The organism is Allobosea sp. 47.2.35, assembly GCF_024655635.1.
GTDB lineage: Bacteria > Pseudomonadota > Alphaproteobacteria > Rhizobiales > Beijerinckiaceae > Allobosea.
Window position 1 is genome coordinate 93,359 of record NZ_JANLGI010000012.1, and the last position, 14,041, is coordinate 107,399.

Below are 14,041 nucleotides of genomic sequence, written 5' to 3' on the forward strand. Positions count from 1 at the left end.
TGCGTCAGCCCATCGTGTAGACGACCCGCACGATCCAGTAGCTCTGGTAGAGGATATGCGCGCTGGCGAGCGCGATATGGACCGAGCGCCGCGCGGAGACATAGGCGACGAGGCAGAGCGCCAACCCGATCGGGACCTGCACGAGATAGTCGCCGCTAAGCTGGCTCCAGTGCTCGCTGCCCTTGATCAGCGTATCGACGACATCGAGCACGAAGGTTGCCGCCAGCAAGCCGAAGAACCAGTGCCGCCGCCGGATGAAGAAGTCCTCGTAGCCGGCATACTCGGCGATATTGTCCGGGAACAGCAGCGCCGAGATCAGGTAGAGCACGACGGCATAGCAGATCAGGAAGAGATAGACGCCGAAGCTCCAGACCGGGATGCGCGACAGCCCGAACTCCCACCACCAGAACAGCACGAGTTCGAGCAGGATCGAGCCGGCCCAGAGCATATGGAGCAGCGAGACGCGGTGGCGGCCGGGATGCTGGATGAAGCCGGCGAGGCCCGCCAGCATCCGCGTGATGCCGAGCCCGATGACCATGCCCATGACGATGCGGACATGGGTGAAGAGTTCATGCGGCGAGACGGTCTCCATGCCCCCTGCTTAGAGCAACAATCGCAGCGATGGCCACCGATTTTGGGAGGTTTGCGCTGCGACCGCCATCGCCTCGGGTCGCAAGCTTGCCAGTCCCGCTTGCGAAAGCTAAAGCGCTTGTCGCGAGGTAACGTCCTCGATCCCGTCCTGGGATACAGAATGTCCGGGAACGGCCCGGCCCCTTCCTTTCGGGCCGGCCCATGACGACATCCTCGACCAGCACGATCAACGCAACGCCACTGATCCGGTGGTTCATATCCTCTGCGACGATGACGGTTCCGCAGGCGGCGGGGCCCGTCGCCTTCGCGCTCGTCGCCCTGGCGCTCACCGGCGACACCAGCGCCGGCGCGGCCATGATCCTGTCGATGACGCTCGCCCAGGTGGTCGGCGCCATCCCGATCACACGCCTGGGCCGCGGCTTCGCACCCACGACATTCCTGAGGCTGCTGGTGGTGTTCAGGACGATCGCGCTCGGCACGCTTGCCCTGCTCGCGCACTATGCAACGCCCGTCATCTGGCTGGTCGCGGCATCGGCATTGGCCGGGCTGGTGAATGGCGCGGCTGCCGGATATCTGCGGACGATCCTCAACGCGCTCGCGCCGGCGGCGAAGCTTCCTCGTGCGCTGGGGATCGCGGCAACGCTGAACGAGACCACATTCGTTCTGGCGCCGGTGGCAGCTTCAGGGCTGGGCACCATCTCGCCCGTCTTTGCGGTCCTGGCCATCGCGATCCTCGGCACGATCCCAGCGCTCTTGCTTCCGACAGTACGGTCCGAGGCCTCGCCAGACGAGGTCCATGCCCCGGACGCGTCGATCCTCAGTCCGTCGATCCTGCTTTGGCTCATGTGCGCCGCCGCAGGCGGAGCGACGGTGGCCGCGCTGGAGATCGGCGCCGTCGCACTGGCGCTGCATTTCGGCTACGCACCGTCGCTGGCGATCCTGTTCACCGTACCGCTCTGCCTGGCTTCGGTCGCAGGCGGCATCTGGGTCAGCATCCGAAACCGCATGGCGAGCCGACGGGCGGTCCTGGTCCAGTTGGCGATCATGACGTCCGGAGCGATCCTGGCGGCACTTCAGATTTCGATGATCGTGACGGTCGTCGCCGCCGTCCTAATCGGCGCGGTTCTGGCGCCGCTGGGCACCTATTACTCGCTCGTCCTCGATACGCTCGCGCCGCCGAAGCGACGTGCGGAGGTCTTCGCCTTGCTGCGGACGGCAAACGCGGTTGGCGTGATCGTGGTGAGCGCGGTGATGACCACGGTTTCCCTCTCGACGTCGCTGATCACGGTCAGCTGCATGATGGCATCAGTCGTGATCGTCGTCGGCATCGTGTCGCGCCGGCCTTGAGCGCAGCGATCGCGGGCAGCCCGAACATCGACTGCTATCCACTGCCTTGGAAATGGCCTCCCGGAAGGGATTCGAACCCCTGACCTACGGTTTAGGAAACCGTTGCTCTATCCTGCTGAGCTACCGGGAGGCACAGAACTCCGTGTAGCATAATCGCGATGCGGGTGAAGTCCCTTCTTGCCATCGTCATATTCGCGGCCCTTGCCGTCATGCCGGCAGGGGCCGCGTACGGCTGCGTGCCCGGCGCCGATGCAACCATGAGCGTGCAATTGACCGGGCTCGATCCCGCAGGAGACCTGCTTCTGGGCGATGGCCGGAAGCTCCGCCTTGTCGGTCTCGCGCCGCGCCAGAGCTCCGAGGAGACGTCGCGCTTCGATGCCGGCCTGCGCGGCTTCCTAGGCCGCCCGCTCGGTCTTGCCGTTCTCGGCGAGCCCGATCGCTGGGGGCGGCTGCCGGCGCGGCTGTCCGTCCCGTCAGCGACACCGGGCGAACCGGCTCAGGACCTCGCTGAATGGCTGCTGCGGCAGGGCGTGGCCTTGCCCATGCCCGAGCCCGGCTTATCCCCCTGCGCAGTGCCGCAGAAGGCGCCCATTCAGAAAACGGTAACATCTCGGACGCAAGTTTCGCCGCTGACGGCGGTCGATGGCCATGATCTCGCCGCGGTAAAGGCGCAGGAGGGGCGTTACGTCATGCTGGAAGGCCGGATCGCCTCGGTCGGCGAGCGCTCCCAGCGGACCTACCTGAACTTCTCCCGCCGCCCGAAGGAGGCTGCCTCGATCGTCCTCTCGCGCAGCCTCTGGCGCGAACTGAAGAGCGCCGGCTGGACCGCGAGCGATCTCGGCGGTAAACGGCTGCGCGCCTATGGTGTCCTGTCCGGGCGCGACGGCCTTCTTTTGGAGGTCGCTTCGCGAACCGCTCTGGAATTGATCGACTGAGGACATGCAGCAGACCTGGCGAGCATCGCTTTCGCGACTTTCGAAGCGGCTGGCAGCCATCATGCTGCCCGGCTTCCTGCTCGTCGGCTGTCTCGGCGACCAGAGCCCGCTGCTGCCGGCGAGCGCGACCTCCGACAACGAGATCGCGCCGCGTATCAGCACGATCCAGCGCGCTTCCGACCAGGAGCACCAGCGCCTGCTCGCGGCCTTCGGCGGCGAATATCGCGCGCCGCGCGCCCGCGCCGCGCTCGACGATGTCGTCCAGCGCCTCGCCAAGGCCGGCGAGGGCCAGATCGGCCATTACGACATCACCATCCTGAACTCGCCGGTGGTCAATGCCTTCGCGCTGCCCAACGGCCGGCTCTATGTCACGCGCGGCCTGCTGGCGCTCGCCAACGACACCTCCGAGATCGCCTCGGTGCTGGCGCATGAGATCGCCCATGTCACCGCGCAGCACGCCGTCGAGCGAGCCGAGAAGGAAGCGGAATCGGCGTTGGTGAACCAGGTCGTCTCGCAGGTCCTGAAGGACCCCGCGCGCGGCGCGGCTGTCAGCGCAGGCTCCAAGCTCTCGCTCGCCAGGTTCTCGCGCCAGCAGGAACTGACCGCGGACCAGATCAGCGTCCGCAACATCTCGCGTGCAGGCTACGACCCCTATGGCGCCGGCCGTTTCCTCGCCACGCTCGGCCGCAACACCGCCTTCCGCAGCAGTGGCCAGAACCAGAGCCCCGACGACAAGCGGCTCGACATCCTCTCCAGCCATCCGCAGACGCCGGAGCGGATCGCCGCCGTCACCGCCGCCGCCCGCCAGATCGGTGCGCCCGGTATCGGCGAGCGCGACGCCAATCGCTGGCTGAGCGTGATCGAAGGCCTGGCCTATGGCGACGATCCGCGTGACGGCGTTGTCCGCGGGCGGCGCTATCTTAACAGCGCGCTGCGCATCGGCTTCAGCGCGCCCGAAGGCTTCAGCCTGGAAGCCGCCCAGGACATGGTCATCGGCGTCAGCGCCAATGGCGCTCAGGCCCTGCGCTTCGATTCCGTCACGCTGAAGAGCGGCCAGACGCTGGAATCCTATGTCGCCGCCGGCTGGATCGAGGGCGTCGAGACCACCGGCATCGAGAAGATCGAGATCGCCGGCCAGCCCGCCATCCGCGCCCATGGCCGAGGCACCGACTGGACCTTCAGGCTCGCCGCCGTGCAGATCGGCGACCGGGTCTATCGCTTTATCCTGGCTGCACGCGGCGGCAGCGACCCTGAGCGGCAGATGCGCAGCATCGTCGACAGCTTCCGGGTCATGACACCGGCCGAAGCTCAGGCCGTCCGACCGATGCAGATCCGGCTGGTCGCGGCCGAAGCCGGCGACACGATCGCCAGCATGGCCGAGCGCATGCCCGAGCAGGACAGACCGGGCGAGCTCTTCCAACTCCTCAACGGGCTCGACCGCAATGCCGCGCTGACGCCTGGCCAGCGTTACAAGGTCGTCGCCGAATAGCCCTGCTGCCTTCACAAGGCCGCGAGTCCGTCCAACGCCCTCCTGCATCGCGTGCGCCCGGCGCTATGATTGGCGCAAGGCCATGACCAAGGGAGGCAAGAATGGCGCTCGATCGCCGGATCGTCGAACTCTACGACGAATACACGCATAAGCCGCTCGACCGCCGCGTCTTCATGAACCGGCTGCTCGCCATCGCCGGCACCACGGCGGCGGCGGAAGCCGCGCTCGCCCTGCTGGAGCCCAACTACGCACATGCCCAGCAGGTGGCGCCGGACGATGCCCGCATCACGGCAAGCCGGTTCGACCAGACCGTCGATGGCGTGGCGCTGAAGGGGTATCTCGTCACGCCCAAGGCCGAGGCGAAGCGCGGCGGCGTCCTCGTCATCCACGAGAACCGCGGTCTCAATCCGCATATCGAGGACATCACCCGCCGCATGGCGCTGGAAGGCTTCACCGCGCTCGGGCTCGACTTCCTTACCCCACTCGGCGGCACGCCGACCGATCCGGACGCGGCTCGCGCGCTCTTCCCGCAGCTTCCCGCCGAGGCGGTCGTCGCCCAGGGCCGCGCCGCGCTGAAATACCTGACCTCGCGCCCGGATGCGACCGGACGAACCGGCGCCGTCGGCTTCTGCTGGGGCGGCGGCTCGGTCAACGACCTCGCCGTCTCGGTCCCGGAACTCTCGGCCGGCGTCGTCTTCTACGGCCGCTCGCCCGACCTCGCCAAGGTGCCGCAGATCAAGGCCCGGCTCCTGATCCAGCAGGCCTCGCGCGACACCCGCCTCGTCCAGATGCTGCCCGACTATGAGAAGGCACTGAAGGCTGCCGACATCCAGTACGAGGCCATCGTCTATCCCGATGTCGACCACGCCTTCATGAACGACACCAGCGCCGAGCGTTACAACGCCGCGACGGCCAAGCAGGCCTGGGCGCGGACGGTGGCCTTCCTCAAGGCTGGGACGGGAACGGCGTAGCGCCGCTGGACTGAACCCAACAAAAAAACCCGGCGGTCGCCCGCCGGGTTCTTCGAAGACAATGAATAGAACGTCGATCAGGCGGCTTCTTCCGCCATATCGTCGTTGTCGCCTTCCAGATCCGCGTCGGCTTCAGCCTCGGCCTTGCCGGCGCGGCGCGGCGACTTGGCGAGCTGGCCTTCGATCTTCTTGAGGGCCTCGGTCTCGGTGACGTCGTCGACGACAGCGATCTCGCGGGTCATGCGGTCGAGAGCGGCCTCATAGAGCTGACGCTCGGAATAGGACTGCTCGGGCTGGGCCTCGGAACGATAGAGGTCGCGCACCACTTCGGCGATGGCGACGAGATCGCCCGAATTGATCTTCGCTTCGTATTCCTGCGCACGGCGCGACCACATGGTGCGCTTGACGCGGGCGCGGCCGGTGAGCGTGGTCAGCGCCTTGGCGACAGACTCGGCATCGGCGAGCTTGCGCAGGCCAACGCTGGCAGCCTTGGCGGTGGGGACGCGCAGCGTCATCTTGTCCTTGGCGAAGCTGACGACAAACAGTTCCAGCTTGAAACCCGCGACTTCCTGCTCTTCGATCGCCGTGATCTGACCGACACCATGGGACGGATAGACGACGTACTCGCCCGTCTTGAAACCCTGGCGCACAACAGCTTTCTTCGCAGTGGACATGCCGTTACGACTCCTGACCGGCCCGCTCGACGCGAGCACGTGATGATCTGGCCTCCGGCCGGGTGGCAGGAGACTTTCCGCCTGATGCGACGCTTGGAAAACGCACCGCTTCACGCTCCCTAGTCGATTCTTTCATTGGGCCCCTGACGAGAACGACGACCGAAGCCCCGGCGCCGTGGCCGGCTCTTCCATCGTCTGTGATCTCTTGGGGGCGCCCCGATTGCTGAATCTCGCAGGGGCATGCGGAACGACTTCGACTGGGACTAGCTTGTAACACAAAAAACACGCCGAATCAAAGGTAAACGCCGGGCGGCGCTCCCCTGCATTGGCATGGCGAGGTCGTGGTTAATGCAGCGCGGCCGGTGAACGGCGGCCGGATCAGTCGCCTTCGCCCGGTTCCGGCGAGAGCATCTCGAGCTTGCCGGGCACGCCGTCGAACTCCTTGGCGTCGGCCGGCGGGTCCTTCTTCTGGGTGACGTTCGGCCAGCTCGCGGCGAACTTGCCATTGAGTTGCAGCCAGCTTTCGAGGCCGGGCTCCGTGTCGGGCTTAATTGCCTCGGCCGGGCACTCGGGCTCGCAGACGCCGCAATCGATGCATTCGTCGGGATGGATGACGAGAAAGTTCTCGCCCTCATAGAAGCAGTCGACCGGGCACACCTCGACGCAGTCCATGTACTTGCACTTGATGCAATTCTCGGTGACCACATAGGTCATGGGCCGGCCCTTCCAACACTTCTAAACAACCCCATAAACCCTTGCCCGGCGCAGGTTTCAAGGTCGTTTTCGTGATCTTTTGCAGAACGATCTGTCATTGCAGGGACGCTGCGGGGAAGATTTCCCTCCCCGGCCCGATTTCAGCATCCGCCGCAGACAGGGCGCGGATTTAATCCTCGTCCCCCGCCTCCGCAAGCGACGCATCGCCGCTGCCGCCGTCGAGCCGCTCGTAGAGCTGCTGGGCCACGGTGAAAGAGCCGCGCCGCTCAGCGAAAGCCAGGACCCTGACCACCACCGTCGCATGAGCCAGGGCGAGCGTCAGTACCGCCCCGAGCTTGATGCCTTGCGCCGGGTTGTCGCAGCGGCGCCCCTCGATGCGGACATGGCCGTCCTCCACCAGGCGCACAGCCGCCGGGCGGTTGCGGGCGAAGCGCGCGAACCAGAGCCATTTGTCCAGGCGCTGACGATCGTCCTGCAAACGGCCCGCGCCTCCTCCGCTTTAGTTCTTGCTGCCTTCGAGCTGGGCCTTGAGAGCCGCAAGCTTGGCGAAGGGCGAATCCGGATCCGGCTCGCGATTGGCCGGACGCGGACGCGGCGTCTGCTGGAAGCGTTCAGCCCCGCTCCGCTCCTCGCGACGCGGGCCGCCGGGACGGCCGTCGCGCTTGAAATCGGGACGCGGACCGCGATTGCCCTCCGCACGATCCTGCCGCTGCGGCCGGTCATCGCGGCGCGGGCGGTCGTCCTGACGCGGGCGCGCATCCTGACGTTCTTGGCGCTGCGCTGGCGCGCCCTCGCCAGCCGCAGCAGTCGGCCGGTTCTCGGGCCGTCCGTCACGGCGCGGGCCACCAGGGCGACCCTCGCGCTGCGGTCGGTCGCCACCACGGCGCTCACCTCCCTCGCGACGCTCACCGCCCTCACGACGGCCGCGCGGATTGCCCTGTTCCGGCCGACGCCCGCCCTGATGGCGATGCGGTCGCCAGATTTCGATCAGCTCGGGCTCGGCCGGCGCAGTCTCGACGGCAGGGGTCTCGCCAGCACCGGCTTCGGCAGAGGCGGTCTCTTCGGCAGCGGCAGCCGGAAGCGCGACCATCGCATCGGCCGGAACCGGCTCGCGCGCCGTATCCAGCTCCGCCTCGGTCGCGATCGGCGCATCAGCCGTCTCGACAGCCGGGGCCTCGACGACAAGCGTCTCGCCCTCGGCCAGCCCGTCTTCGTTCAGCGCGGTCGCCGGCTCGCTCGGGCCCTCGGTGTGGGCGGACGCCTCGACGGCATCGCCCTCAACGGAAGCCGCTTCCGTTTCAGCAGCGGCGACAGGCTGAGCCGGCGCGGTCGCGGCCGGGGGCGGCGCCAGCGGCACGGTGATGGCCGGTCCCGGGCGCTTGACCGAGACATAGCCGAGCGAGCGCAGGATCGAGGCGAAATCCTCGCCCGCGCAGCCAACCAGCGAGGTCATCGCACCGGTGGCGACGAAGCCGTCCTGATCGGCGGCGCCGACCGGGGGCGTGCCTTGCGTGACGCCGGGGCGATAGGCGATAGCCGGACGGATCAGGTCGGCGAGGCGCTCGAGGATGTCGACGCGCACCGCCCGCTCGCCGCAGACGCGGTAGCCGGCGGCCCTGTACAGGCCCTTCGGAACGGCCTTGTCGACCGGGAAGGAAGTGCGGCCGGAAGCCGCGAGATGGGCGATGTCGTCGAGCCCGGCCGTCTCCGGCCCGCCATGCTTCAGCGCCCAGAGCTGGGCGGCGAGCGCGCGCGGCGCAGGCTTCAGCAGCGCCGGCATATAGATGTGGAAGGCGCCGAAGCGGATGCCGAGCTGGCGCAGGGCCGCACGGCCCTCCTGGTCGAGCGCCTTCATCTCCTCGCCGACCTTGGAGCGTTCGAGCACACCCAGCGCCTCGGCCGCCTGATAGGCGATGCCACGCGCGATGCCGGTGACGTTCTCGGCCGCCTCGAGGACCTGAACGGCGCCGAGCAGCTTGGTGACGTGATTCTTCAGCCAGAGGCTGATCCGGCCTTCGACCTGCTCGCGCGCGGGGCCACCGAGATGTTCCTCCACCAGCAGGCGCAGCCGCGGCTCCAGAACCTTCTCGCCGGCGGTCAGGCGCGCGACCGGCTCGCCGGTCCAGCGCACCAGCCCGTCATGCGACAGCAGGAAGGCATCGTCGCCCGCCAGCACGACGCGCGCCGCCCTGGCCTCGATCTCGGCGCCGAGCGCCTTCATCGCCGCCAGGTTCAGGGCCTTGACCTCGGACCCACCAGCCTTCGGGTCCGCCGTGAAGCGGAAGCCCTGCAGCATCCCCACATGCTGGCCCTCGACGAGCACGTCGCCCGTCGCGGTGACCTCAGCCTCCAACATCGCATTCTCCCGCAAGCGGCGCATCAACACGCTGGTGCGCCGATCGACAAATCTGTGAGTCAGCCGCTCGTGCAGAGCGTCCGACAGCTTGTCCTCTACAAGACGCGCCATGCCCTGCCAATGCTCTGGATCAGGCAACCAGTCAGGACGGTTCGCAACATAGGTCCAAGTCCGGACCTGGGCGATCCGTGCCGAGAGCGTGTCGATCTCGCCATCGGTGCGGTCGAGCGCGGCCAGTTGCGCCGCATACCAGTCGGCATCGAGCCGGCCATGGCGCATCAGCCTGAGATACAGCGTCGTCGCGAGATCGGCATGCTGCATCGGCGAGATCTTGCGATAATCCGGCAGGCCGCAGACCTCCCAGAGCCGCTCGACCGCCGCGCGCCCTTGCGCCAGCTTCGCGACATCCGGGTCCCGCGCCAGCACTTCCAGCGTCGTCATGTCCTCGGCGATCAGCGCCCGCGTCAGGCCCTGCTCCGACGGCTGGAGGTTCAGCGTGTCCAGGAGGCCACCGACCGAACGCAAGTCGAGATCGGAATTGCGCCACTGCATCTGGCGGATCGGCTCGAAGCGATGGTTCTCGATCGCCTCAACCAGCTCGGCATCGAAGGGCGGGCAGCGCCCGCTCGTACCGAAGGTGCCGTCGCGCAGATGCCGCCCGGCGCGCCCGGCGATCTGGCCGAATTCGGCCGGATTGAGCCTGCGGTAATGATGCCCGTCGAACTTCCTGTCCGCCGCGAAGGCGATGTGGTTGACGTCGAGATTGAGCCCCATGCCGATCGCGTCGGTCGCGACGAGATAATCGACGTCACCGGACTGGTAGAGCTCGACCTGGGCATTGCGGGTCCGGGGCGAGAGCGCGCCCAGCACCACGGCCGCCCCACCCTTCTGCCGGCGGATCAGCTCCGCGATCGCATAGACCTCCTCGACCGAGAAGGCGACGATGGCCGAGCGTGGCGCCAGCCGCGTGATCTTGCGGTCACCGGCGAAAGTGAGCTGCGACAGGCGCGGACGCGTGACGACGTTCACGCCCGGCATGAGCTGCTCGATCAGCGGGCGCATCGTCGCGGCACCGATCAGCATGGTCTCGGCCCGGCCGCGCCGGTTGAGCAGGCGGTCGGTGAAGACATGGCCGCGGTCGAGATCGGCGGCGAGCTGGATCTCGTCGATGGCGACGAAATCGACCGCGAGATCGCGCGGCATCGCCTCGACCGTGCAGATCCAGAAGCGCGGCCGCTCCGGCTTGATCTTTTCCTCGCCGGTGACGAGAGCGACGGATTGCGCGCCGACCTTGTCGACGACGCGCTGGTAGACCTCGCGCGCAAGCAAGCGGAGCGGCAGGCCGATCATCCCGGTGGGATGGGCGACCATGCGCTCGATGGCGAGATGGGTCTTGCCGGTATTGGTCGGGCCCAGCACGGCCGTGACGCTGTTGGCGCGGGCGGCGGGCGGCAGCGAACGAAAAGGAAGCAAGGCGCAGGAGCCGATCTTCTCGCCCGCCCATGCGGGCGGGAGCGTGGACGGGGCTTATGCAAGTCTCAGACAGAGACCCACCAAGAACGAGTCTGGAACGAAGCGGGGCCGAATCGCTGACTCCGGCAGAATCGGGTTTTGTTCCCTTTTCGGAGTCTAGCCCCTGGCAGCGTGGGCCCTGTCGTCATCGCGCCCTCCCGGATTGGCGTGGCGAGGCGGCCCGAAAGCCGCCTAGCAGGAATTCTATGTAAGCCTTTTCGGCCCGGAGACGAGAGGCAGGGTGGATTTCGGGGCTGCGCCGCTGCTTCAATGATGGGCGTGGTCGCACTGCCCGTGATCGGCCAGCGCCTCGATGATGGCGCAATCGCAGGCCGCGACCCCGCCCGAGCAGGTCGTCGCGATCCGCTCGAGCTCCTTCTCCAGCGAGCGCAATTTCGCGATCTTGTCACGGACCTCGTCGAGATGGGCGACCGATATCGCATGCGCCTCGTCGCAGGCCATGCCGGGCGTGTCGGAGAGCTTCAGCAGCGTGCGGATATTCTCGACCGCGAAACCGAGATCGCGCGCGTGCTTGATGAAGGCGAGCCGCTCGGCATGGCGCCGGCCATAGCGGCGCTGGTTGCCCTCGGAGCGTTCTGGCGGCGGCAGGAGGCCGACCTGCTCGTAATAGCGGATCGTCTCGACCTTGACCCCGGTGCGATCAGCCAATGCGCCGATCGGCATCACGCGCTCGAGCTTGGCGGTCGCGGTCATGGCAGCACCTCTAAATCTATAGTCTCTATAGATTTAGATAGCGCGATGCCGCCGCGTTGCAAGCCCGATCAGGCGACACCCATCGCCAGCAGGTCGTGGACATGGACCAGCCCGGCCGGGCAATCCTCGGAATCGACCACGATCAGAGCCGTGATCCGGCTGCGATTGACCAGCTCCAAGGCCTCGACCGCCAGGGTATCGAGACCGATCCGGCGCGGGTTCGCCGTCATGATGTCGCGAGCCCTGAGCGAGACGCCGCCGCCCATCGCCGCCTTGCGGCGCAGGTCGCCATCGGTGACGACACCCGCGAGCTTGCCGTCCAGATCCATCACCACGGCACAGCCGAAACCCTTGTCGGAAATCATCGCGATGACGTCCGGCAGCAGGGTGTCGAGCCCGATCAGCGGCAGATCGGCACCGCGATGCATGATGCTCTCCACCGTCTTGAGCTGCGCGCCGAGCTTGCCGCCGGGATGGTAGACGAAGAAATCCTGCCGCGAGAAGCCGCGCGCTTCCAGAAGCGCCACGGCCAGCGCGTCGCCGAGCGCCATCTGCATCGTCGTCGAGGTGGTCGGCGCCAGCCCGTTCGGGCAGGCCTCCGTCGCCTTCGGCAGGACGAGCGCGATATCCGCCTCCTTGCCCAGCGTGCTCTCGGCATTGGCCGTGATCGCGATCAGCCCGACACGGAAGCGGCGGGTGTAGCCGACGAGCGCGGCAAGCTCGACCGCCTCGCCCGACCAGGACAGGGCGATCACCACATCCTCAGGCTGGACCATGCCGAGATCGCCATGGCTCGCCTCTGCCGGATGGACGAAATGCGCGGGCGTGCCGGTCGAGGCCAGCGTCGCCGTGAGCTTGCGCCCGACATGGCCGGACTTGCCCATGCCGGAAACGATCACGCGCCCGCTCGAGGCCCGGATCATCGCGATTGCCTCGGCGAATGGCCCGCCGAGGCCGCCCGCCAGCGCGGCGTGGAGCGCGTCGAGACCGGCGCGCTCAGTGGCGATGGTGCGAAGGGCGGAGTCGCGGATATCGGCTGTCATGGCCGGCGCTGTAGCACGGCGGCGCCAGCCATTTCCACCATCCGCCAACAGGCTCGGGCGGCGTTGACGGCTCCTTAACCCTGTTCGTTCTAACTCCATTAACCATGCGCGCCATCCGCGCGCCCGCCATCTGGAGCCCTGCGACGCCCGTGTCCGGCCGCGCGACGACCCTGCTTCTGTCCGGCACGGCCCTGGCCGCGCTGGCACTCGCCTGCGCAGTCGCGCAGGCGCAGCAGATGCCGCGCGCCAATCTCAGGACCGGCACGCCCACCTACGTCGCGCAACAGCCGGCAACGCCCCAGCCTGCCCTCTCGCCCGCGACGGCCGAGCCGGAAGCCATCCGCGATCCCGCCGGACTGGTCCAGCGGCAGGGTTCGGCCGTCTCGGGGCGGCAGCCACCGCGCGCCAGCCAACCGATTCAGGCGCCGGCCCTGCGCGGCGTCACCCAGCGCCAGTTCCGTCCGCCGCCCCCTGCGGTGACGACCATGCCGCCCCCGCCTCCCCCTCCGCCACCGCCACCACGGCGACGTGCGGCGAGCGAAGAGGACCCCTATGCCGCGCTCGGCATCCGCCTCGGCTCGATCACATTGCGGCCCTCGGTCACCAACTCGATCGGCTACGACACCAATCCGCAGCGCAGCTCCGCGCCGGGCACCAAGGGCTCGGGCTATAGCCGCCACGAGGGCGAATTGGAAATCCAGTCCGACTGGAACGTCCATGAGCTGAAGGGCAAGCTGCGCGGCGGCTATATGGAATTCTTCCGCGCCAAGGATGCCTCGCGCCCCGATGCCGAAGGCGGTCTCGATCTGCGGCTCGATGCGACGCGCGACACCCGCATCCTCCTGGAAACGCGGCTCAAGCTCGACACGCAGCGGCCCGGTTCGCCCGACCTGACCGCCGCCGTCACCGGCCGCCCGCAGATCTACCAGTATGGCGGCTCGGCTGGCGTCACGCATGACTTCAACCGCCTGCAATTGACGTTGCGCGGCTCGGTCGATCGCAGCGACTACGAGGATGCCCGGCTCTCCAACGGCGCCATGCTGTCGCAGAAGGACCGGAACATGACGCAATACGGCCTGCGCCTGCGCGCCGCCTATGAGGTCACGCCCGGTTTCAAGCCCTTCGTCCAGGCCGAGATCGACCAGCGCGAGTTCGACGAGAAGAGCGATTCCAGCGGCTACATGCGCTCCTCGAACGGCATAACGGGACGTGTCGGCTCCACCTTCGAGATCAGCCGGCAGCTGACCGGCGAGGTTTCGGGCGGCTATCAGGATCGCAAATACGACGACAACCGCCTGAAGAACCTGCGCGGCTTCGTCGGCGATGCTGCGGTGCTGTGGTCGCCGACGCCGCTGACCACGGTGACCTTGCGCGGCGGCGCCGAACTCGGCGACACCACGATCGCCGGCTCCTCGGGCACCACGGTGCGGCGCGCCACGCTGGAAGTGGCGCATGCATTGCGCCGCAACCTCACCGTCACCGGCTTCACCAATTTCAGCCGGACCGAGTATGACGGGCAGGGACTGCGCGAGGACTACGCGAATGTCGGCGCGCGGCTCGAATACAAGCTGACGCGCACCTTCTCCGTGCGCGCAAGCTTCACCCATGAGCGCCTGAACTCGACAGCCCAGGGCTCGGACTACACCGCGAATGTCTCGCTGGTCGGGCTCAGGGTGCAGTTCTGATAGGGCCGGT

Annotated in this window: 12 protein-coding genes and 1 tRNA gene; 5 read left to right on the forward strand and 8 right to left on the reverse strand. The window is 67.6% G+C overall.

All coding sequences use genetic code 11. The features are described 5' to 3' along the window. Positions 1–4: 4 nt before the first annotated feature. The gene (locus NUV79_RS15845) at positions 5–592 is read right to left on the reverse strand and encodes a hypothetical protein (RefSeq protein ID WP_257734061.1); all 588 of its coding nucleotides are present in this window, start codon (positions 590–592) and stop codon (positions 5–7) included. Positions 593–861: 269 nt separating this feature from the next. Here NUV79_RS15845 and NUV79_RS15850 point away from each other — a divergent pair, with 269 nt between their 5' ends. Further along, on the forward strand, positions 862–1,938 hold the full coding sequence (locus tag NUV79_RS15850; protein WP_257734062.1) for an MFS transporter: 1,077 nt from the start codon (positions 862–864) through the stop codon (positions 1,936–1,938). Positions 1,939–1,991: 53 nt separating this feature from the next. Here the strand turns inward: NUV79_RS15850 and NUV79_RS15855 are convergent. Further along, a tRNA-Arg gene (locus NUV79_RS15855) sits at positions 1,992–2,068 on the reverse strand. 127 nt (positions 2,069–2,195) lie between these two features. On the opposite strand from NUV79_RS15855, the gene NUV79_RS15860 reads away from it, so the two are divergent. The 3 genes from NUV79_RS15860 (at position 2,196) to NUV79_RS15870 (ending at position 5,333) form a co-directional block, all read left to right on the forward strand. Beyond that, positions 2,196–2,873 (forward strand): hypothetical protein, encoded by a 678-nt coding sequence (locus tag NUV79_RS15860; RefSeq protein ID WP_257734063.1) that lies wholly within the window; start codon positions 2,196–2,198, stop codon positions 2,871–2,873. Between the two features lie 4 nt (positions 2,874–2,877). Beyond that, a complete protein-coding gene (locus NUV79_RS15865; RefSeq protein WP_257734064.1) occupies positions 2,878–4,362 on the forward strand; it encodes a M48 family metalloprotease in 1,485 nt (494 codons plus the stop codon). Positions 4,363–4,463: 101 nt separating this feature from the next. Beyond that, positions 4,464–5,333 (forward strand): dienelactone hydrolase family protein, encoded by an 870-nt coding sequence (locus NUV79_RS15870; protein ID WP_257734065.1) that lies wholly within the window; start codon positions 4,464–4,466, stop codon positions 5,331–5,333. 77 nt (positions 5,334–5,410) lie between these two features. Here the strand turns inward: NUV79_RS15870 and NUV79_RS15875 are convergent, their stop codons facing one another. The 6 genes from NUV79_RS15875 to NUV79_RS15900 all read right to left on the reverse strand — a co-directional run bounded on the left by NUV79_RS15875 (position 5,411) and on the right by NUV79_RS15900 (position 12,346). After that, the gene (locus tag NUV79_RS15875) at positions 5,411–6,007 is read right to left on the reverse strand and encodes a CarD family transcriptional regulator (RefSeq protein WP_257734066.1); all 597 of its coding nucleotides are present in this window, start codon (positions 6,005–6,007) and stop codon (positions 5,411–5,413) included. 378 nt (positions 6,008–6,385) lie between these two features. Then, the gene (gene fdxA / locus NUV79_RS15880) at positions 6,386–6,721 is read right to left on the reverse strand and encodes a ferredoxin FdxA (RefSeq protein WP_257734067.1); all 336 of its coding nucleotides are present in this window, start codon (positions 6,719–6,721) and stop codon (positions 6,386–6,388) included. 169 nt (positions 6,722–6,890) lie between these two features. Next, positions 6,891–7,199 (reverse strand): RNA-binding S4 domain-containing protein, encoded by a 309-nt coding sequence (locus NUV79_RS15885; protein ID WP_257734068.1) that lies wholly within the window; start codon positions 7,197–7,199, stop codon positions 6,891–6,893. A 21-nt stretch (positions 7,200–7,220) separates the two neighbouring features. After that, on the reverse strand, positions 7,221–10,550 hold the full coding sequence (locus tag NUV79_RS15890) for a helicase-related protein (RefSeq protein ID WP_257734069.1): 3,330 nt from the start codon (positions 10,548–10,550) through the stop codon (positions 7,221–7,223). A gap of 306 nt (positions 10,551–10,856) precedes the next feature. Continuing rightward, a complete protein-coding gene (locus NUV79_RS15895; RefSeq protein ID WP_091860771.1) occupies positions 10,857–11,276 on the reverse strand; it encodes a MerR family transcriptional regulator in 420 nt (139 codons plus the stop codon). A 95-nt stretch (positions 11,277–11,371) separates the two neighbouring features. Beyond that, positions 11,372–12,346 (reverse strand): KpsF/GutQ family sugar-phosphate isomerase, encoded by a 975-nt coding sequence (locus tag NUV79_RS15900; protein WP_257734070.1) that lies wholly within the window; start codon positions 12,344–12,346, stop codon positions 11,372–11,374. Positions 12,347–12,495: 149 nt separating this feature from the next. Here NUV79_RS15900 and NUV79_RS15905 point away from each other — a divergent pair, with 149 nt between their 5' ends. Beyond that, positions 12,496–14,031 (forward strand): outer membrane beta-barrel protein, encoded by a 1,536-nt coding sequence (locus NUV79_RS15905; protein ID WP_257734071.1) that lies wholly within the window; start codon positions 12,496–12,498, stop codon positions 14,029–14,031. The last annotated feature ends 10 nt before the right edge of the window (positions 14,032–14,041 follow it).